Annotated in this window: 19 protein-coding genes; 15 read left to right on the top strand and 4 right to left on the bottom strand. The window is 71.7% G+C overall.

The genetic code is table 11. From position 1 onward, the window contains the following. Positions 1-41 precede the first annotated feature (41 nt). Positions 42-1,412, top strand: coding sequence for an insulinase family protein (locus AC0Z9V_RS09155; RefSeq protein WP_133082208.1), 1,371 nt, complete (start codon positions 42-44; stop codon positions 1,410-1,412). Here the strand turns inward: AC0Z9V_RS09155 and AC0Z9V_RS09150 are convergent. Then, the gene (locus AC0Z9V_RS09150) at positions 1,409-1,660 is read right to left on the bottom strand and encodes a MoaD/ThiS family protein (protein WP_133082296.1); all 252 of its coding nucleotides are present in this window, start codon (positions 1,658-1,660) and stop codon (positions 1,409-1,411) included. The genes AC0Z9V_RS09155 and AC0Z9V_RS09150 overlap by 4 nt on opposite strands. 1 nt (position 1,661) lies before the next feature. After that, complete coding sequence (moaA, locus tag AC0Z9V_RS09145) at positions 1,662-2,732, bottom strand: GTP 3',8-cyclase MoaA (protein WP_485141325.1); 1,071 nt, start codon at positions 2,730-2,732, stop codon at positions 1,662-1,664. Between the two features lie 232 nt (positions 2,733-2,964). Between moaA and AC0Z9V_RS09140 the strand changes: the two genes are divergently transcribed. Genes AC0Z9V_RS09140 through AC0Z9V_RS09110 form a run of 7 tightly spaced genes read left to right on the top strand, consistent with a single transcriptional unit; the run spans position 2,965 to position 8,549 of the window. Continuing rightward, positions 2,965-4,515, top strand: coding sequence for a molybdopterin-dependent oxidoreductase (locus AC0Z9V_RS09140; RefSeq protein WP_485141324.1), 1,551 nt, complete (start codon positions 2,965-2,967; stop codon positions 4,513-4,515). Positions 4,516-4,575: 60 nt separating this feature from the next. Beyond that, positions 4,576-5,865 (top strand): molybdopterin molybdotransferase MoeA, encoded by a 1,290-nt coding sequence (locus AC0Z9V_RS09135; protein ID WP_485141323.1) that lies wholly within the window; start codon positions 4,576-4,578, stop codon positions 5,863-5,865. A 26-nt stretch (positions 5,866-5,891) separates the two neighbouring features. Then, the gene (moaC, locus tag AC0Z9V_RS09130) at positions 5,892-6,377 is read left to right on the top strand and encodes a cyclic pyranopterin monophosphate synthase MoaC (RefSeq protein ID WP_485141322.1); all 486 of its coding nucleotides are present in this window, start codon (positions 5,892-5,894) and stop codon (positions 6,375-6,377) included. Beyond that, the gene (locus AC0Z9V_RS09125; RefSeq protein ID WP_208740002.1) at positions 6,374-6,859 is read left to right on the top strand and encodes a MogA/MoaB family molybdenum cofactor biosynthesis protein; all 486 of its coding nucleotides are present in this window, start codon (positions 6,374-6,376) and stop codon (positions 6,857-6,859) included. Before moaC ends, AC0Z9V_RS09125 begins: the two co-directional genes overlap by 4 nt. Further along, on the top strand, positions 6,846-7,283 hold the full coding sequence (locus AC0Z9V_RS09120; protein ID WP_208740001.1) for a molybdenum cofactor biosynthesis protein MoaE: 438 nt from the start codon (positions 6,846-6,848) through the stop codon (positions 7,281-7,283). Before AC0Z9V_RS09125 ends, AC0Z9V_RS09120 begins: the two co-directional genes overlap by 14 nt. A gap of 10 nt (positions 7,284-7,293) precedes the next feature. Beyond that, positions 7,294-8,067, top strand: coding sequence for a 4-hydroxy-tetrahydrodipicolinate reductase (gene dapB / locus AC0Z9V_RS09115; RefSeq protein WP_485141321.1), 774 nt, complete (start codon positions 7,294-7,296; stop codon positions 8,065-8,067). Continuing rightward, positions 8,064-8,549, top strand: coding sequence for a hypothetical protein (locus tag AC0Z9V_RS09110; RefSeq protein ID WP_133082216.1), 486 nt, complete (start codon positions 8,064-8,066; stop codon positions 8,547-8,549). The genes dapB and AC0Z9V_RS09110 overlap by 4 nt, the downstream gene beginning before the upstream one ends. Before the next feature lie 20 nt (positions 8,550-8,569). On the opposite strand, the gene AC0Z9V_RS09105 is transcribed toward AC0Z9V_RS09110, so the two are convergent. Then, the gene (locus tag AC0Z9V_RS09105) at positions 8,570-9,748 is read right to left on the bottom strand and encodes a heparan-alpha-glucosaminide N-acetyltransferase domain-containing protein (protein ID WP_485141320.1); all 1,179 of its coding nucleotides are present in this window, start codon (positions 9,746-9,748) and stop codon (positions 8,570-8,572) included. A gap of 100 nt (positions 9,749-9,848) precedes the next feature. Between AC0Z9V_RS09105 and dapA the strand changes: the two genes are divergently transcribed. The 6 genes from dapA (at position 9,849) to AC0Z9V_RS09075 (ending at position 17,110) form a co-directional block, all read left to right on the top strand. Next, the gene (dapA, locus tag AC0Z9V_RS09100) at positions 9,849-10,784 is read left to right on the top strand and encodes a 4-hydroxy-tetrahydrodipicolinate synthase (protein ID WP_208740809.1); all 936 of its coding nucleotides are present in this window, start codon (positions 9,849-9,851) and stop codon (positions 10,782-10,784) included. Continuing rightward, the gene (locus AC0Z9V_RS09095; protein WP_485141319.1) at positions 10,781-12,481 is read left to right on the top strand and encodes a ribonuclease J; all 1,701 of its coding nucleotides are present in this window, start codon (positions 10,781-10,783) and stop codon (positions 12,479-12,481) included. Before dapA ends, AC0Z9V_RS09095 begins: the two co-directional genes overlap by 4 nt. 106 nt (positions 12,482-12,587) lie before the next feature. Next, positions 12,588-15,455: an FtsK/SpoIIIE family DNA translocase gene (locus AC0Z9V_RS09090; protein WP_485141318.1), complete on the top strand. Its 2,868-nt coding sequence runs from the start codon at positions 12,588-12,590 to the stop codon at positions 15,453-15,455. Between the two features lie 6 nt (positions 15,456-15,461). Continuing rightward, positions 15,462-16,052, top strand: coding sequence for a CDP-diacylglycerol--glycerol-3-phosphate 3-phosphatidyltransferase (gene pgsA / locus AC0Z9V_RS09085; protein ID WP_432206150.1), 591 nt, complete (start codon positions 15,462-15,464; stop codon positions 16,050-16,052). Beyond that, the gene (locus tag AC0Z9V_RS09080; RefSeq protein WP_133082222.1) at positions 16,049-16,546 is read left to right on the top strand and encodes a CinA family protein; all 498 of its coding nucleotides are present in this window, start codon (positions 16,049-16,051) and stop codon (positions 16,544-16,546) included. Before pgsA ends, AC0Z9V_RS09080 begins: the two co-directional genes overlap by 4 nt. Positions 16,547-16,669: 123 nt before the next feature. Then, positions 16,670-17,110, top strand: a complete 441-nt coding sequence (locus AC0Z9V_RS09075) for a helix-turn-helix domain-containing protein (protein ID WP_133082223.1) — start codon at positions 16,670-16,672, stop codon at positions 17,108-17,110. Positions 17,111-17,165: 55 nt separating this feature from the next. Here the strand turns inward: AC0Z9V_RS09075 and AC0Z9V_RS09070 are convergent, their stop codons facing one another. Continuing rightward, the gene (locus AC0Z9V_RS09070) at positions 17,166-17,675 is read right to left on the bottom strand and encodes a MarR family winged helix-turn-helix transcriptional regulator (protein ID WP_244186183.1); all 510 of its coding nucleotides are present in this window, start codon (positions 17,673-17,675) and stop codon (positions 17,166-17,168) included. 86 nt (positions 17,676-17,761) lie between these two features. On the opposite strand from AC0Z9V_RS09070, the gene AC0Z9V_RS09065 reads away from it, so the two are divergent. Continuing rightward, entirely contained in the window at positions 17,762-17,980 is a 219-nt protein-coding gene (locus AC0Z9V_RS09065; protein WP_485141317.1) for a DUF3046 domain-containing protein, read from the top strand. Positions 17,981-18,049: the final 69 nt, after the last annotated feature.

Here is an 18,049-nt window from a genome sequence, read left to right as displayed (position 1 = left end):
GTCGGCGCCGGGGCCTTTCCCGAATCCCCAGAAAGACCAGGATGCCCCTGTCCTCCGTAGTGTCCCTTCCGCTCCTGCCGACGCCCCTGCCCGTCGGGGACGGCCCCGACCCCACCTTCGTCGCGGGGGATCCGGGCGGTAACGTCGTCCGGCGCAGTGTGCTGCCCGGCGGGGTCCGCGTGCTCACCGAGGCGATGCCGGGCCAGCGATCGGCGACCATCGGGTTCTGGGTCGGCGTCGGTTCGCGGGACGAGGCCGAGGGCCAGCACGGCTCCACCCATTTCCTGGAGCATCTGCTGTTCAAGGGCACGGAGCGCCGCAGTGCCATGGACATCGCGTCGGCCTTCGACGAGGTCGGCGGCGAGTCCAACGCAGCGACCGCGAAGGAGAACACCTGCTACTACGCTCGGGTCCTCGACTCCGACCTGCCCATGGCCATCGACGTCATCGCGGACATGGTCACCTCGGCCGTCCTCGATCCGGACGAGCTCGAGCAGGAGCGGGACGTCATCCTCGAGGAGATCGCCATGGACAGCGACGACCCGGCCGACGTCGCCCACGAGAAGTTCGTCGAGCTGGTGCTGGGCGACCACCCGCTCGGCCGGCCCATCGGCGGTACCCCCGACGCCATCCGCGCGGTGCCCAGGGAGTCCGTCCTGGCGCACTACCGCCGCTACTACACGCCCGCCGAACTCGTGGTGACCGCCGCGGGCGGCCTGGACCACGAGACCGTCTGCCGCCTGGTGCAGGAGGCGCTGGAGACGGCCGGGTGGCAGCTCGAGGACGGCGCCCTGCCGGTCCCGCGCCGCTCCGCGACGGAGGTGCCGGTGCAGGGCGCCACCGGGGTGCACGTGATCCGCCGGGCGGTGGAGCAGTCCAACATCCTGATCGGATGCCCGTCGATCACGGCCACGGACGAGCGCAGGTTCGCGATGAGTGTCCTGAACGCCGTCCTCGGCGGAGGCATGTCCTCGAGGCTGTTCCAGGAGATCCGCGAGAAGCGCGGCCTCGTGTACTCGACGTACTCCTTCTCGGCCGCCTACGCCGACGCCGGCTACTTCGGTATGTACGCGGGGTGCTCGCCGGCCAAGACGGGGCAGGTCATCGACCTCCTCGGGTCGGAACTGGACCGCCTCGCAGCCGATGGCATCGACGCGGAGGAGTTGCGCAAGGCCGTGGGCCAGCTCTCGGGCGGACTGGTCATGGCTCTCGAGGACAGCAGTTCCCGCATGTCCCGGCTGGGCCGCTCGGAACTGGTGTCCGGGGAGTTCGTCGACATGGACGCGTCCCTCGACCGCATCCGGTCCGTGACGGCGGACGAGGTGCAGGCGCTGGCCCGTGAACTGGCCGCCGCCCCGCGCACGACGGTCGTCGTCGGGCCGTTCGACACGGAGGCGGACTTCGCGTCCTAGCCGCCGGCGAACGGCGGCAGGATGTCGAGCACGTCGTCGTCCTGCAGGACGGCCGAGGGGTTCCGCAGTGCCACCTCGTTGAGGAGGAAGCTGCTCCTGTCGAGCACCTTCGCCAGCGACGGTTTGCCCGGCACGGCCGGGCGCTGCCGCAGGTCGGTCAGCACGTCGTCGAGGCTCCGCCCACCGGGTAGGCGCTCCTGATCCACACCGGACGCAGCCCTGGCCGCCCCGAAATACCTCACCAGCACCTCAGCCACCGATGGCGCTCATCGAGCGGTCGGGCTGCACGAAGTCGGCCGCGCCGAGTCCGGTGTGGTCCATGCCGTGCGCCCTGGGCTTGAGCCACATGGCGTCACGCCAGCGCTGCGCGACGGCGTCGTCGCCGGCTTCCGAGCGCAGGAGATCCCGGAGGTCGGTCTCCTCGCGGGAGAAGAGGCAGCTCATGACCTTGCCCTCCGCCGTCACGCGCGTCCGGCGGCAGTCCCCGCAGAAGGGCTCGGTGACGGACGCGATGATGCCGACCGTCCCGAGGACCACCCCCGGCGACTCCTTCGAGCGGACCTCCCACCGTTCGGCGGGGGCGCCGTCGCGGTTCCGGGGATCGGGTGTCAGGACGAAGCGCGTCTCGACGAGCTCCCGCATCTCGGCGGCCGTCACCATGCCCTCCTTCGTCCAGCCGTGGTCCGCGTCGAGGGGCATCTGCTCGATGAACCGCAGCTCGAAGCCGCGGGCCACGGCCCACTCCACGAGGTCGGGCGCCTCGTGGTCGTTGACGCCGCGCATCAGCACGGCGTTGATCTTGACGAGCCCCAATCCTGCGGCGGCTGCGGCCTCGATCCCCTTCAGCACGCGGTCGAGGAACGGCCGACGGGTCAGCTGCGCGAAGGTCTCCGGATGCAGCGAGTCCATGGAGACGTTGATCCGCGTGAGCCCTGCCTCCTTCAGCTGAGCGGCACGGCGATCGAGTCCCAGCGCATTGGTGGTCATCGAGATGGGGAGCTGGGGGTGGTCGGCGCGGATGTCCCGAATGATGTCGAGGAGGTCCGCACGGACGAGCGGCTCGCCGCCGGTGAGGCGCAGCTCCCGGATGCCGAGCCGGTCCACGCCGATACGGACCAGGCGCACGATCTCCCCGCGGGACAGGACCTGGTCCTTCTGCAGCCAGTTCAGGCCTTCCGCGGGCATGCAGTAGGTGCAGCGCAGGTTGCACTTGTCCGTCAGTGACAGGCGCATGTCGGTCGCCTGCCGACCGTGGGAGTCCAGGAGACCCCGGGCCACGGAATCGCGGGCGGAGCCCGGCATGCCCAGTTGGATTCCCATGGAACGAGGGTACGCCCTCCGCCGTCCCCGGCCCTACCGGAAGCGTCGGACGGGCAGGGTCTTCCGCACGGGTCCCGGGCCCTGTACGGCGGGCCCTCCGACGGAACGCCGTGCGGAGGGAACACCCGGCTCCCCGCGGTCGTGTAGCAGGTGTCCCTGCGCGGTGGAGCGCCGTCACGCGCGATCGGCCCCGGCCCGCGGACGATCGGGGCCCGGACGGAAGGCAGCGATGATGCGACGGCGGACCTGGGCAGCGGCCTGCGGAGTCCTCGCCGTCGGGCTGGGGGTGATCGGCGGCGAGCTGGCCGCCGCGGCCCTGAGTCCCTCCGTCACCCCGGTCAGCGCCGTCGGCTCGGCCGTGATCGATGCACTGCCGGCGGGCGTGAAGGACTGGGCCATCACCCTGTTCGGCACCGCGGACAAGGCTGTCCTCCTCGGCACGATCGGCGTCCTGATCACGGGCATCGCCCTCGCCGTCGGCATCCTCGAGTACCGGCGCTCGTACGCGGGCCGGGCGGTCGTCCTCGGGTTCGGGCTGATCGGCGTGGCCGCGGTGGCATCCCGGCCGCAATCCTCCACCGTGTCCTTCGCGGCACCGGTGGTCGCCGCGCTGATCGCACTCCTCGTCCTCGATGCCCTCGTACGGTCGCTGCGGTCCTGGACGCGGCACGCGGCCGACGGCGGAGCGGGTACGGCCCCGGCCCGACGCCGGTTCCTGCAGGGCGCGGGCGGAGCGGCCGTCGTCGCCGTGGCCGCGGGAGGCGCTGCGACGAACGTGCGCTGGTCGCAGTCCGACGTCGCACGGCAGCGCGCATCGATCCCGCTCCCGGATCCGGCGGAGGGGACGGTGCCTCCGGCCGAGGGCTCGTTCGTGCCGGACGGGGCCGACCTGGGGATCCAGGGCATCAGCGCCCTCGTCACACCCGCCGCCGACTTCTACCGCATCGACACCGCCCTCGTGGTACCCGTCGTCGACCCCGCCCGCTGGTCGCTGAGGGTCACGGGCCTCGTGGAGCGCGAGGTCGAGATCACCCTCGAGGAGCTGCTCGCGCTGCCCCTGGTCGAGCGGCACATCACGCTGGCCTGCGTGTCCAACCCGGTGGGCGGCGACCTGACGGGCACCGCGCGCTGGCTCGGCTGGCCGGTCCGCGAGCTCCTCGCCCGGGCCGGCGTGCGGCCGGGAGCGGACATGGTCCTGTCCCGCAGCGTGGACGGCTTCACGGCGGGCACCCCGCTCGAGGCCCTGACGGACGGACGGGACTCCCTGCTCGCCGTGGGCATGAACGGGGAACCGCTGCCGGTCGAGCACGGCTTCCCCGTCCGTCTCGTCGTCCCCGGCCTCTACGGTTTCGTGTCCGCGACGAAATGGGTGGAGGAGCTGACGGTGACCCGCTTCACCGACGACGCGGCGTACTGGTCCACGCGCGGCTGGTCCGAGCGCGGCCCCGTCAAGACCTCCTCCCGCATCGACGTGCCCCGCCCGAATGCGAGCATCCCGGCGGGGACGGTGGTCGTCGGGGGAGTCGCCTGGGCACAGCACCGGGGAGTGGCGGGCGTGGACGTGAGGGTCGACGGCGGCGCCTGGCAGCCCGCGACGCTCGCCCGGCCCATCTCCGCCGACACCTGGTGCCAGTACGCCGCCACCCTGGAGCTCGCGGCCGGTCCGCACACGGTCCAGGCCCGCGCGGTGGACCGCGACGGAGGCATCCAGTCGGAGGCGTCCGTCGATCCGGCACCCGACGGTGCCGAGGGGCTCCACACGGTAACGTTCACGGTGACCTAGGCTCCCGAGCTCCCCCCGACGACCCGCGGGGACCGGCCCGGAGGCGCGCGAGAGGCAGGCATGAGAAGAACCGTCGCCGAACACCGGGCCGCCGTCGCCGGGCTCCTGCGGGGGAGCAGCGGGTACGACGCCGGCCGGCCCGACGCCCTTCCCCTCGCCGAGGCCCTCGGGCGGGCGCTGGCGGCGGACGTGCGGGCGCCGGTGAGCCTTCCCTCGTTCGACAACTCGCAGATGGACGGGTACGCCGTCCACGCCGACGACCTCGCCGACCCGGGCCGGCTCGTCGTGGCGGAGGCCATCCCCGCCGGTTCCGTACCGCCCGTGCTGGAGGCCGGGACGGCCGCGCCGATCATGACGGGTGCCATGCTGCCCGCCGGTGCCGCCGCCGTCGTCCCGATCGAACGGGCCGAGCCGGCGCAGTTCTACTCCGCCGCGGACCGCGAAGGCGGGGAGGTGTCGGTGATCCTGCCACGCGGTATCCCAAACGGGCAGTTCGTGCGCCGCGCGGGCAGCGACCTCGGCGAGGGGGACGTGGCGCTACCGGCGGGCACCCTGCTCGGCGCCGCACAGCTGGGGCTCCTCGCAGCCTGCGGGGTCGGCTCGGTGTCCGTCCGGCCGCGGTTCCGGGTGCTGCTCCTGTCCACGGGCGACGAGGTCGCCGAGCCCGGCACCACGCTCGCGCCGGGCACGATCTACGACGCCAACACGACGCTGCTCGAGGCGGCGCTCCGCGAGGCCGGCGTGGACGTGGCGCGCCACCGGCTCGTCGGCGACGACCCCGCGGTCCTGAGGGACGCCCTCGCCGCGATCCCGGCCGGCAGCACCAACCTCGTCCTCAGCACCGGCGGTATCAGCCAGGGAGCCTACGAGGTGGTGAAGCAGGCGCTGGCCGACAGCAGCGTGGAGTTCTCGTCGGTGGCCATGCAGCCCGGCGGACCCCAGGCACACGGCACCATCTCCGGCGTGCCGTTCCTCGGCTTCCCCGGCAACCCGGTCAGCGCCATCGTGTCCTTCGAGATGTTCCTCCGCCCGGCCCTCCGGCGGCTGACCGGCGTCCCGGCGCCGCGCCTGCGGCTGCAGGCCGTCCTCGCCGAGGACCTCGTGAGCCCCGAGGCCAAGCACCAGGTGCGGCGCGGACTCTACCGCGACGGCGCGGTGGTGCTGGTCGGCGGACCCGGGTCCCATCTCCTGCACGCCCTCGCGGCGTCGAACTGCCTCGTGCACGTCCCCGAGGGAGTCGCGTCCCTGCGGGCAGGGGACCGCGTCGAGGTCACCCTGCTCGGCCCCGTGCCCGACGAACCCTTCGCCGCCGAAGATGTGCCGGCCCCGGATCACGCCGGGACTGGTTGAATGGGATCCGCAGAAAGGACCTCCCCATGAACCCACCCCTCCCCGCGGACGGGCTGTCCCACGTCCGGGCCGACGGCACCGCGCATATGGTCGACGTCTCCGGCAAGCAGGCGACGACCCGGCAGGCCGTCGCCGAGGCCACGCTCGAGACCACGCCCGACGTGGTCGCGCTCATCACGGACGGCGCGCTGCCGAAGGGCGACGCCCTCGCCGTCGCGCGGGTCGCAGGCATCATGGCCGCGAAGCAGACCTCGTCGCTGATCCCGCTGTGCCACCCCCTGCCCCTGTCCAAGGTCACCGTGGACTTCGTGCCCGACGGCGGGCACGTCCGGATCACCGCCCTCGTCAGGACCACGGCGCTCACGGGCGTCGAGATGGAGGCGCTGACCGCGGTGTCCGTCGCTGCGCTGACGCTGTACGACATGATCAAGGCGGTCGACAAGCACGCCGTGATCAACGGGACGCGCGTGCTGTCCAAGTCCGGCGGCAAGAGTGGGGACTGGACCGCATGAGTGCCCTCCGCCCCGCCGCCGTCGTCGTCGCCTCCACCCGGGCGGCCGCCGGGACGTACGAGGACGAGTGCGGCCCCGCCATCGCGGACTGGCTGTACCGCCACGGGTTCGCCGTCGCCGACGCGGTGGTGGTTCCCGACGGCGACGCCGTGGGAACGGCCATCGGCAGGGCGCTGGAGGCCCGGCCCGCCGTGCTCATCACGAGCGGCGGCACGGGGCTGAGCGCCGACGACGCCACCCCGGAGCAGACCGTGCCGTACCTCACCCGGAGCCTTCCCGGGATCATGGAAGCCATCCGTCGTGCCGGCTCGGAGAAGGTCCCCACCGCCGTCCTCAGCCGCGGACTGGCTGGCACCGCGGGATCGACCTTCGTGATCAACCTGCCGGGATCACCCGGCGGTGTCCGCGACGGGCTCGCCGTGCTCTCGCCCCTCATCGACCACATCTGCTCCCAGCTGGAGGGCTCCCATGACCACCGGTGACGTCGTCCACGCAGCCGTGGCCGCGACCCCCATCACCCCCGAGGAGGCGTACGCGGGCGTCGACTCCCCGCTCTGCGGGGCCGTCGTCGGCTTCAGCGGCGTGGTGCGCAACCACGACGGCGGACGCGACGTGGCGTCCCTGGCCTACTCGGCGCATCCCAGCGCCGAGCGGATCATCCGCGAGGTCGCCGAGGAGATCGCAGCCCGTCACGACGGCATCCGGATCTGGGTCGCCCACCGCGTCGGGCCGCTGGCGATCGGCGACCAGGCGCTCGTCGCGGCCGTCGGGGCGGCGCACCGGGGTGAGGCCTTCCGGGCCTGCTCCGACCTCGTGGACCTGGTGAAGGAGCGGGTCCCCATCTGGAAGGAGCAGTTCTTCGCCGACGGGACCGTGGAATGGGTCGGGGCCGGGACGGAACAGTAGTGTTGACGGCATGACCGAACTTCTGCCCGTGGCCGTGCTGGGTGCGCGGGGACGCATGGGCGCGGAGGCCGTCCGCGCCGTGGACGCCGCCGCCGACCTCGAACTCGTCGCAGCCCTCGGCAGCAGCGACCCGCTCGACACCCTCGTCTCCGCCGGTGCGCGCGTCGTCGTGGACCTGACCGTTCCGGAGGCCACGGCCGACAACGTCTCCTACGCCGTGGAGCACGGTATGCACGCCGTCGTCGGGACCACGGGCTGGACCGCCGAGCGCCTCGAGCGCCTCGAGGCCCTGCTCGCGGGCTCTGCCGGCACCGGCGTGCTGATCGCGCCGAACTTCGCACTGGGCTCCGTGCTCGCCACGGCCTTCGCAGCCACCGCGGCACGCTACTTCGAGTCGGTCGAGATCATCGAGCTGCACCACCCGGACAAGGTGGATGCCCCGTCCGGGACGGCGGTGCGGACGGCGCAGCTCGTCGCCCGGGCCCGGGTCGCCGCGAACGTCCCGGCCGGTCCGGACGCCACGCGGGACCAGCTCGACGGCGCCCGCGGGGCACGCGTCGACGGCGTGCCGGTCCATTCGGTGCGCCTGCGCGGGCTGACGGCGCACCAGGAGGTGCTGCTCGGGAGCCCGGGGGAGCAGCTCACCATCCGGCACGACTCCTTCGACCGGGCGTCGTTCATGCCCGGCGTCCTCCTCGGCATCCGCTCGGTGGCGCAGCATCCGGGCCTCACGGTCGGACTGGACGGCTACCTGGACCTGCAGACCGGCGGGACCGGCCGATGAGGGCCGTCGGGTTCTACCGGGAGCACAGGGTCAAGCTCGGCGTCCTGCTCGTCACGGCGCTGCTCGTCTTCTGGCTCGTCGTCGCCTTCCAGCGCAGCATCCTGCTGCTGGGCGACCCGGAGCCCGTGGCCAAGGCGATCGGAGCGGGATACCTCCTCCTGCCCTGCATCGGCGCCTGGGCACTGATCCGCGAACTGCTCTTCGGCGCCCAGACGCAGCGCATGGCGCGGCAGCTCGACGACGAGGGCGGCCTGCCCGTGGACGACCTGCCGAGGACCCCGGCGGGCCGGATCGTGCGGTCCGCCGCGGACGAGGCGTTCCCCGCCTACCAGGCCGAGACGGAGGCCGATCCCGACAACTGGCGCAGCTGGTTCAGGCTCTCCTGCGCCTATGATGCCGCGGGCGACCGGAAGCGTGCCCGGCGGGCGATGCGCGACGCCGCGAAGCTGTACGCGCAGCACGGAGCAGGCTCCGCCCGATAGCAGCGGGCCCGCACGTCCGGCTACCGCCGGGCGGCGGCCGAGCCGTCCCGGGCGGCGTTCGCGGCGCCGGACGCCAGCAGCTCCAGCGGGCCGCGGGAGCGGATGCGGTGGAAGAGGATGCCGATCGCCACCGCAGCGATCACCTGCAGCCAGTAGAGCTGCGTCGGATCAGGCAGGGGGGCCAGCTGGTCCGCCCAGCTCATGACGCAGATGTGCAGGCTGTACAGGGTCAGGGTCATGGCCCCCGGCGCCGACAGCGGCAGGAGCGCGGAGGGGAAGCGCCGCGTCAGCAGCAGGCACGCCGCGACGACGGCCGCAGCGGACCCCGCGACGTGCACCAGGTCGAGGGTCGCGCCCGAGTGCGGTGCGCTGACCGCGAGCCACCACCAGGAGCCGGACTGCTCCACGCCGGCCAGCCCGACGTCGAGCATCGCCTCCAGCGGGTAGCGGCTCCCGTCCGGCGTCCCGAGGAGCGCCGCGAGGCCGCCGCCCGGCCCGAGGAGCTGGGCGCTGAGGAGCTTCGCCCCGACCGCTGCGGCGACGCCGGCGCCGAGGAGCCCCAGCTGGACCCCGAGCCGTGACAGGTCGAGTCGCCCGAGCGTCATGCCCACGAGGAGGAAGCCGAGCCACTGCAGCACCGGGTAGTAGCCCGTCAGGAAGATGTCGGCGGCCAGCGTCTGCGGCACGAGGAAGGAGTCGAACAGGGGGTTGCCGCCGAGGGAGTCCGGGTCCACGCCGGCGGCCACCACGGGCCGCAGCAGGTAGGCCGCGACGGGAGCCAGCACCAGCCAGCCCGCGGCCCATGCGGCGAGCGGTCCCGCGCGGAGGCCGGTGAAGGGCAGCGCCACCAGGAACAGCACGCCGTAGTGGAACAGGATGATGGCGATGTTGGTCTCGACCCCGCCGAGCACGAGCCCGATCAGCGCGATGACCACGGCGCGCACCGCGATGCCCCGGCGGTCGGCCGACAGCGTGCGGTCGCGGTGCGGGGTGCTCCCACCCGTCAGGAGCGCGAGCCCGATGCCGGCGACGACGGCGAAGAGCCCCGAGGCGCGGCCCGAGAAGAGCAGAGCGGTCCAGGTGGCCTCGGTGGTGCCCGGTGTGTACAGGGGGAGGACGTGCGTGCTCATCATGCCGAAGAGCGCCACGCCCCGGGCCGCATCGATCCCGGTCAACCGCCGCGCGGGCTTCGTGTGCATCCCGCCATGGTCCCACAGCCGTCCCCGCCCCTCCTGAGGGCGCGAGTCCACAGGAGGGCCGGTCCTCCGAGGCGCGGGCGGAACGGGTAACGTTTCACCCATGGTTGAAACCCCCTCGCGCATCCTCCCGTTCGGCTCCCTCGTGACCGCGATGGTCACGCCGTTCACCGCCGACGGCTCCGTGGACTTCGATGCCACGGCCGCCCTCGCCACGAGACTGGTCGACGACGGCTCCGACGGGCTGGTCGTGTCCGGCACCACCGGTGAGACCTCCACGCTCGAGGACTCCGAGAAGGAGGACCTCTACCGCGTGGTCGTCGAGACCGTGGGGGACCGGGCGCGCGTGATCGCGGGCACGGGCACCAACCACACCTCGCACTCGGTGGAGATGGCGCGGCGCGCCGAGCGGGCGGGCGCGCACGGGCAGCTCGTCGTGACGCCCTACTACAACAAGCCCACCCAGGCCGGTGTGCTCGGCCACTTCTCCGCCGTCGCCGAGGCGAGCGACCTCCCGATCATGATCTACGACATCCCGGGCCGCTCCGGCATCCCCATCACCACGGAGACGATGCTCCGCCTCGCCGACCACCCCCGCATCCTGGCCCTGAAGGACGCGAAGGCCGACTTCGCCGCTGTGACCCGCGTCCTCGCCAACACCGACCTCGACGTCTACTCCGGCGACGACGGGCTCACCCTCCCGTGGATGGCCGCGGGTGCCGTCGGTGTCGTCAGTGTCAGCGCACACGTCGCGACCGCCGCCTTCCGCCGCCTGGTCGACGCCGCCGCCGCCGGGGACCTCGCCCAGGCGCGCCGCATCCACTTCGACCTCGACCCGGTGATCCGCGCGGTCATGACGCATCTCCCGGGTGCGGTGTCCGCGAAGCACATCCTGCACCTGCAGGGCGTGCTCCCGAACGCCGTCGTACGCCTGCCCCTCGTGGAAGCCGACCAGCGCGAGTTGGAGCCGGTGCTCGCCGACCTCGCGGAGGCGGGCTGGGACCTCGGGGCCCTCGCCCGCGAGGGCGTCCGGGCATGAGCGACGCGGCCGGCGTCGGCCCGGCGGCCCGCGCCCTGCCGCCGGCCCTCGAACCCGGCACGTTGCGCGTCGTGCCGCTGGGCGGACTCGGCGAGATCGGCCGCAACATGGCGGTCTTCGAGATCTCCGGCAAACTCCTGATCGTCGACTGCGGGGTGCTCTTCCCCGAGGAGACCCAGCCCGGTGTCGACCTGATCCTGCCCGACTTCTCCTACCTCGAGGACAGGCTCGACGACATCGTCGGCCTCGTCCTCACCCACGGCCACGAGGACCACATCGGCGCGGTCCCGTACCTGCTGCGCCTGAAGGCCGACATCCCCGTGATCGGTTCCCAGCTGACCCTCGCGCTGATCGAGGCGAAGCTGCAGGAGCACCGTGTCCGCCCGTACACCCTGACGGTGTCCGAGGGCCAGATCGAGCAGTTCGGCCCCTTCGAGTGCGAGTTCGTGGCGGTCAACCACTCCATCCCCGACGCCCTCGCCGTGTTCATCCGCACCGAGGCCGGGAACGTCCTGCACACGGGCGACTTCAAGATGGACCAGCTGCCGCTCGACGGACGCATCACCGACCTGCGCGCCTTCGCCCGCCTCGGCGAGGAGGGCGTGGACCTCTTCATGGTGGACTCGACGAACGCGGACGTCCCCGGGTTCACGACGGCGGAGCGCGAGATCGGCCCCGTCCTCGAGAACCTGTTCGGCCAGGTCCGCAAGCGCATCATCGTCGCGTCGTTCTCCTCGCACGTCCACCGCGTGCAGCAGGTGCTCGACGCCGCCTCGGCCCACGGGCGCTTCGTGTGCTTCGCGGGGCGGTCGATGGTACGGAACATGGCGATCGCGGCGAAACTCGGATACCTCAGAGTCCCGGACGGCATCCTCGTGGACATCAAGAACGTGGACGACCTCCCCGACGACCGCGTGGTCCTCATGTCCACCGGCTCGCAGGGCGAGCCCATGGCGGCGCTGTCCCGGATGGCCAACGGGGACCACCGCATCACGGTCGGCAAGGGCGACACCGTCATCCTGGCGTCCTCGCTCATCCCCGGCAACGAGAACGCCGTCTACCGCGTCATCAACGGGCTGCTGAAGCTCGGCGCCGACGTCATCCACAAGGGCAACGCGAAGGTCCACGTGTCCGGCCACGCCGCGGCCGGTGAGCTCCTCTACTGCTACAACATCCTGAGTCCGAAGAACGTCATGCCCGTGCACGGCGAGACCCGCCACCTCATCGCCAACGGCAAGCTCGCACAGCAGACGGGGGTCCCGGCGTCGAATGTCCTGCTCACCGAGGACGGCTCGGTGATCGACCTCGTGGACGGCAGGGCGCGCGTGGTGGGCGCCATCGAGTGCGGTTACGTGTACGTGGACGGGTCCAGCGTCGGCGAGATCACGGACGCGGACCTCAAGGACCGCCGGATCCTCGGGGAGGAGGGCTTCATCTCGATCATCACGGTCGTCAACAGGACCACCGGGAAGATCGTCTCCGGCCCGGACATCCACGCGCGGGGATTCGCCGAGGACAGCTCCGTCTTCGACGAGATCAAGCCCCGGATCAGCGAGGCCCTCGAGGAGGCCGTGATGCACACCACGGAGCACACCACCTACCAGTTGCAGCAGGTGGTGCGCCGTGTCGTCGGTACCTGGGTCAACCGGCGCCTGCGCAGGCGTCCCATGATCATCCCGGTGGTGCTCGAGGCCTGAGCCCGCGGGGTCCGGAGGGTCCCGGACCCCGGTGCGTCGCGTGCACCGGGGTCCGGAAGGCCGGAAATCCGACGCTTCGCCGGGCCCGTCCGGTACCGTGAGGATCATGGCCACTCGAACGTCCCCAGCCCCGCGGGGCCAGCACCAGACCCGCAGCAAGGGTGCGTCCGCCGTTGCAGGACCACCCCGGAGCAAGGCGCCCGCGAAGGGCACCGGGCGGACCCCGGCCAGGACACGGCAGGCCCCCGCCGCCCCCGAGCCGCAGCCCGAGGACCGGCTCGCGTTCCCGCTGCGCGCCGTGCAGGCCGTCTGGATGGGCATGGCGCGCGTCGTCGGGTCCGGCGTCCGGACCTTCGGGCACGACGTGAACCCCGAGCGCGAACTCCGCCGGGACGGCTCCGGCTTCTTCCTCCTCGTCGTGGCCCTCGCGGTCGCAGCCGTCGAGTGGTGGGCCCTGGCCGGACCCGTCGCCGATGTCGTGCACGCCGCGGCCGGCGGGACGGTCGGCTGGATGGCCCTGCTGCTGCCCTTTATGCTCGGCATCGGTGCCGTCCGCCTGTTCCGGTACCCCGAGCGCCACCGGGCGAACAACCGGATCGCCATCGGACAGCTCGTCCTCCTCTTCGCGGGTGCCGGCATCGCGCACCTCGTCGGGGGCCGGCCGGGACTGGCCGACGGACTGGACGCCCTCTGGCGTGCCGGCGGAGTCGTCGGGTTCCTCGTCGCGGGCCCCCTCAGCACCGTCCTCACGGCCTGGCCGGTCGCCCTCCTGCTCGCCGTCGCGATCTTCCTGGGGCTCCTGATCGTCACGGCCACGCCCTTCCGCCACATCCCGGCCCGCCTGCGGACGCTGTACGAGCACCTCATGGGCCAGGACCCCGACGACGCAGCGCACCGCCGGGACGACGGCCACGACCAGAGCTACCTCTACGAGACGCACGGCGCCTCGGCGAAGCCCGGACCGAAGAAGCGCAAGCGCCTCTTCGGCAAGGGCAGGGAGGACGCCCCCTTCGACGCCGAGCACGACGCCGACCCGGACGGCTACGTCGGTGACGAGGCGTTCGAGCGCGCGGTGATCGAGGACGAGGAGCGCCGGGCACGCGAGGCCGAGGCGGCGGTCCCGCCCGGTGTCCGCCGTCCGACCAAGCAGGAACTGGCCGCCGAGGAACTCAAGCGGTCCCAGGCCGCGCGCGTGCCGGCGCCCGAACCGGAGCGGGAGCCCGAGGGCGCCACGGAGGCGATCGACGTCGTGCCCGCCGCGCGGGCGATGATCGTCCCCTCCACGCCCGTGCAGCCCCAGGTCCCTCCGACGCCCATCCCGCAGCGCACCGAGCAGCTGCAGCTCGCCGGCGACGTCACCTACACCCTGCCGCCGTCGGACTACCTGCCCGCCGGTACGCCGCCGAAGGAACGGTCCGAGGCGAACGACGCGGTCGTCGCGGCGCTGACGCACACCATGGACCAGTTCAACGTCGATGCCAAGGTCACGGGCTTCTCGCGTGGCCCCACGGTCACCCGCTACGAGATCGAGCTGGCCCCCGGCACCAAGGTGGAGCGGGTCACCGCCCTGTCGAAGAACATCTCGTACGCCGTGGCCAGTTCCGACGTGCGGATCCTCTCGCCGATCCCGGGCAAGTCGGCCATCGGCATCGAGATCCCCAACACGGACCGCGAGACCGTCTCCCTCGGGGACGTGCTGCGCTCCGGCAATGCCCGCAAGACCGACCACCCGATGGTGATGGGCGTGGGCAAGGACGTCGAGGGCGGGTTCGTCGTCGCCAACCTGGCCAAGATGCCGCACCTCCTCGTGGCCGGCGCCACGGGCGCCGGCAAGTCCTCGTTCGTGAACTCGATGATCACCTCCATCCTGATGCGCTCCACGCCCGACGAGGTGCGCATGGTCATGGTGGACCCCAAGCGCGTCGAACTCACCGCCTACGAGGGCGTGCCGCACCTCATCACGCCGATCATCACCAACCCCAAGAAGGCGGCGGAGGCGCTGCAGTGGGTGGTCCGCGAGATGGACACGCGCTACGACGACCTCGCGAACTACGGCTACAAGCACATCGACGACTTCAACAAGGCGGTCCGGAACGGCAAGGTCGTCCCGCCCGAGGGGTCCAAGCGCGTCGTGCGGCCCTATCCGTACCTGCTGGTCATCGTCGACGAGCTCGCCGACCTGATGATGGTCGCCCCGCGCGACGTCGAGGACTCGATCGTGAGGATCACGCAGCTCGCGCGCGCCGCCGGCATCCACCTCGTCCTCGCGACGCAGCGGCCGTCGGTCGACGTCGTCACCGGCCTGATCAAGGCGAACGTCCCGTCGCGCATGGCGTTCGCGACGTCCTCGGTCACGGACTCCCGCGTCGTCCTCGACCAGCCGGGCGCGGAGAAGCTGATCGGCCAGGGCGACGCCCTCTTCCTGCCGATGGGAGCGTCCAAGCCGATGCGCGTGCAGGGCGCGTGGGTCACCGAATCGGAGATCCACCGCGTCGTCGAGCACGTGAAGGGCCAGCTCCAGGCGGTGTACCGGGAGGACGTCGCGGTCGACGCCCCGAAGAAGCAGATCGACGACGACATCGGGGACGACCTGGAGGTCCTGCTGCAGGCCACCGAACTGGTGGTCACCACGCAGTTCGGCTCCACCTCCATGCTCCAGCGCAAGCTGCGCGTCGGATTCGCCAAGGCAGGGCGGCTCATGGACCTGCTGGAGTCGCGCGGCGTCGTCGGCCCCTCCGAGGGCTCCAAGGCCCGCGACGTCCTCGTCAAGCCGGACGACCTCGAACCGGTCCTCTCGGCCATGCGCGGGGACGAGCCGCCGGCCCCGTCCCGTGCCGTGGCCCCCGAACCGATCGACCTCGTCGCCGACGACCTCGCCTCCCGCGCGCAGGCCGTGGACTACTACGACGGCGCGGACGCCTCGGACGGCGGCGACGACGGTGACAACGACGCGTGGAACCTCACCGGCAGGTAGCCTGACATCGTGAGTACCTCCCCGAGCCCGGCGGTGCCGGTCCTGAACATCGCGAACGTCCTCACCGTCGTGCGCATCCTGCTCGTGCCGTTCTTCATCTGGTTCCTCCTGCTCGACGACGGACGGGCAGGGCTGTTCCGCTGGCTGGCGGTCGCGACGTTCGTCGTCGCCATCTACACGGACAAGCTCGACGGGGACCTCGCCCGCAGCCGCGGCCTGATCACCGACTTCGGGAAGATCGCCGACCCGATCGCGGACAAGCTGCTCATCGGATCCGCGCTGGTGCTGCTCTCGGTGCTGGGCGAGCTGTGGTGGTGGGTCACCATCCTCATCCTCGTCCGCGAGATCGGCATCACGCTCCTGCGGTTCGCCGTCATCCGGTACGGCGTCATGCCGGCCTCCCGCGGCGGCAAGCTCAAGACCGTCGTGCAGACCGTCGCGATCCTGCTGTTCCTCATCCCCTTGCAGGCGGTCGCGGGGGACTGGGCCTGGTGGCTCGCCGCGGCCGTCATGGCCGCCGCCACGGTGATCACCGTGGTGACCGGCGTCGACTACATCGTCCAGGCGATCCGCCTGCGGGCGGGCGCCCGCCGGTGACGTCCGCAGGACCGGCGGCCGAGGTCGTCGCACTGGCGTCCGGGCTCGGCCTCACCATCGCCACGGCGGAGTCGCTGACGGCCGGGATGGTCGCCGCGTCCCTCGCCGCCGTCCCCGGTGCGTCGGCCGTCCTGCAGGGTGGCATAGTCGCCTATCAGGTCTCGGTCAAGCAGAACCTCCTAGGCGTGGAGGGCGAGCTCCTCGCCACCGCGGGGGCCGTCGATCCACGCGTCGCGGCGGCGATGGCCGACGGCGTCCGGGTGGCCCTCGCCGCGGACATCGGCATCTCCACCACCGGTGTCGCGGGCCCCGCACCGCACGAGGGGAAGCCCGTGGGCACCGTGTTCACGGCGATCTCCACGCCCACCGGCACCGAGGCGTTCGGTCATTCCTTCTCCGGGGACCGCGCGAGCATCAGGAGTGCCTCCTGCGACGCGGTGCTCCGCGAGCTCCTCGAAGAACTGTCCAGGGGAACAAACGGGGGTCGGGGGTAGTTATAAACACTGCCGGCCGTTGATAGGGTTGGCGACTCAGGCTCAAGCAGATCGGGCAGGTCATCATCACGCGGCATCCGCGATTCCGGCGGTGCCGCATTCATGAGGGAGCAAGCGATACAGATGGTAAAGCAGCCCGTATCCGTAAACGGCGTCGTCCGTTGGCGCGATGTGGGGTTGGCAGAGGATGCACAACGCAAGCCCAAGGAGCGCAAGATGGTAGTTCTCCGCCATGAAATCGGCGACGTCCTCCGTGACGTCCGCCAGCGCCAGGGCCGCACCCTGCGCGAGGTGTCGCACAGTGCGAGGGTCTCCCTCGGATACCTCAGCGAGGTCGAGCGTGGACAGAAGGAAGCATCCTCCGAACTCCTCTCATCAATCTGCAGTGCACTCGAGGTGCCGCTCTCCTCGATGCTGCGGGAAGTCAGCGACCGCCTGGCGGAAGCAGAAGGCGTCTCGATCCCGGACACCATCCCCCAGGAGTTCTCCCGGGAGTTCGGCGAGGACCTGTCCGACGAACTGAACGACGATTTCCGTCGGGGACTCGCGGCGACGAACCGTTAGGACGCCCACGACAAGGAAGGCCCGTCCCTGCAGGGACGGGCCTTCCTGCTGTCTGCTACCAGTTGTCCTTGGTGTACGTGTTGTTCAGCTGTGCGATCAGGGTCCCGAGCCGGGTGAGGTCCTCGACGTCCCAGTCCTCCATCAGCTGGTGGAATGCCTGCTTGCGAGCGGTCTGGGCCGCGACGAGCTGGCTCGTCCCCGCGTCCGTCAGCGAGATCGCCTGGGCCCGCCCATCGAGGGGGTCGGCTTCCTTCTGGACCAGTCCGAGCTGTTCCAGCATGGCGATCTGGCGGCTGACGGAGGGCTTGCCCACCCCGACGCTCGCTGCGATGTCCGTGAGGCGCATGGAGCCTTCGCGCTGGAGGATCACCAGCAGTCCGTACGCCGCGGGCTCCATGTCGGGGTGCACGCGGCGGGCGACCTTGTAGGAATTCGACCGCGCGCGGCGCCACAGCATGCTGAGCTGTTGTTCGAGGGCCTCGATGGCCGCGTCGGTGTCGGCATCTTCCCCGGGGTAGGCTGCAAGGCCCGGGCCGGGATCGGTGGTGCTCGGCTTCGCGTTCATGGGCCCATTGTAGGGTTCCGCCGTGGCGGAGACACCTCCACAGGACGGTCCGTACTGTACGGGTACACGAGAGCGAGGCACTGCAGATGCGATTGAGTGATTTCTGGCGGTTGATGGACGACGAGTTCGGCGAGCGGTATTCGAGGACCCTCGCCCGGGAGCTGGTGGTCGACCGGCTGGGCGACAGGACCGCCGCGGAGGCACTGGGCGCCGGGGTGGATCCCAAAGTGGTCTGGGAGGCCGTGTGCCGGGCGCAGGACGTACCGCGCGAGCGGTGGCTGGGGCGCGACATCAAGCCGCGATGACCCTCGGAGGCCGGAGGGACAACACGCTCGCGGTCCCGCGGATAATCGAATATCTGTTCGGACCGGACT

The sequence above is a fragment of the Arthrobacter sp. UYP4 genome (assembly GCF_057291175.1).
This window is presented reverse-complemented; position numbering and strand designations above follow the sequence as displayed.

Bases quoted from the DNA above. Each gene is read 5' to 3' on its own strand.
- AC0Z9V_RS09065 (WP_485141317.1), top strand. From the start codon at position 17,762: ATGCGATTGAGTGATTTCTGGCGGTTGATGGACGACGAGTTCGGCGAG.
- moaC (WP_485141322.1), top strand. From the start codon at position 5,892: ATGAACCCACCCCTCCCCGCGGACGGGCTGTCCCACGTCCGGGCCGAC.
- AC0Z9V_RS09155 (WP_133082208.1), top strand. From the start codon at position 42: ATGCCCCTGTCCTCCGTAGTGTCCCTTCCGCTCCTGCCGACGCCCCTG.
- AC0Z9V_RS09140 (WP_485141324.1), top strand. From the start codon at position 2,965: ATGCGACGGCGGACCTGGGCAGCGGCCTGCGGAGTCCTCGCCGTCGGG.
- AC0Z9V_RS09070 (WP_244186183.1), bottom strand. From the start codon at position 17,675: ATGAACGCGAAGCCGAGCACCACCGATCCCGGCCCGGGCCTTGCAGCC.
- AC0Z9V_RS09090 (WP_485141318.1), top strand. From the start codon at position 12,588: ATGGCCACTCGAACGTCCCCAGCCCCGCGGGGCCAGCACCAGACCCGC.
- AC0Z9V_RS09075 (WP_133082223.1), top strand. From the start codon at position 16,670: ATGGTAAAGCAGCCCGTATCCGTAAACGGCGTCGTCCGTTGGCGCGAT.
- AC0Z9V_RS09135 (WP_485141323.1), top strand. From the start codon at position 4,576: ATGAGAAGAACCGTCGCCGAACACCGGGCCGCCGTCGCCGGGCTCCTG.
- AC0Z9V_RS09125 (WP_208740002.1), top strand. From the start codon at position 6,374: ATGAGTGCCCTCCGCCCCGCCGCCGTCGTCGTCGCCTCCACCCGGGCG.
- dapA (WP_208740809.1), top strand. From the start codon at position 9,849: ATGGTTGAAACCCCCTCGCGCATCCTCCCGTTCGGCTCCCTCGTGACC.
- AC0Z9V_RS09120 (WP_208740001.1), top strand. From the start codon at position 6,846: ATGACCACCGGTGACGTCGTCCACGCAGCCGTGGCCGCGACCCCCATC.
- AC0Z9V_RS09105 (WP_485141320.1), bottom strand. From the start codon at position 9,748: ATGCACACGAAGCCCGCGCGGCGGTTGACCGGGATCGATGCGGCCCGG.
- AC0Z9V_RS09095 (WP_485141319.1), top strand. From the start codon at position 10,781: ATGAGCGACGCGGCCGGCGTCGGCCCGGCGGCCCGCGCCCTGCCGCCG.
- dapB (WP_485141321.1), top strand. From the start codon at position 7,294: ATGACCGAACTTCTGCCCGTGGCCGTGCTGGGTGCGCGGGGACGCATG.
- AC0Z9V_RS09110 (WP_133082216.1), top strand. From the start codon at position 8,064: ATGAGGGCCGTCGGGTTCTACCGGGAGCACAGGGTCAAGCTCGGCGTC.
- moaA (WP_485141325.1), bottom strand. From the start codon at position 2,732: ATGGGAATCCAACTGGGCATGCCGGGCTCCGCCCGCGATTCCGTGGCC.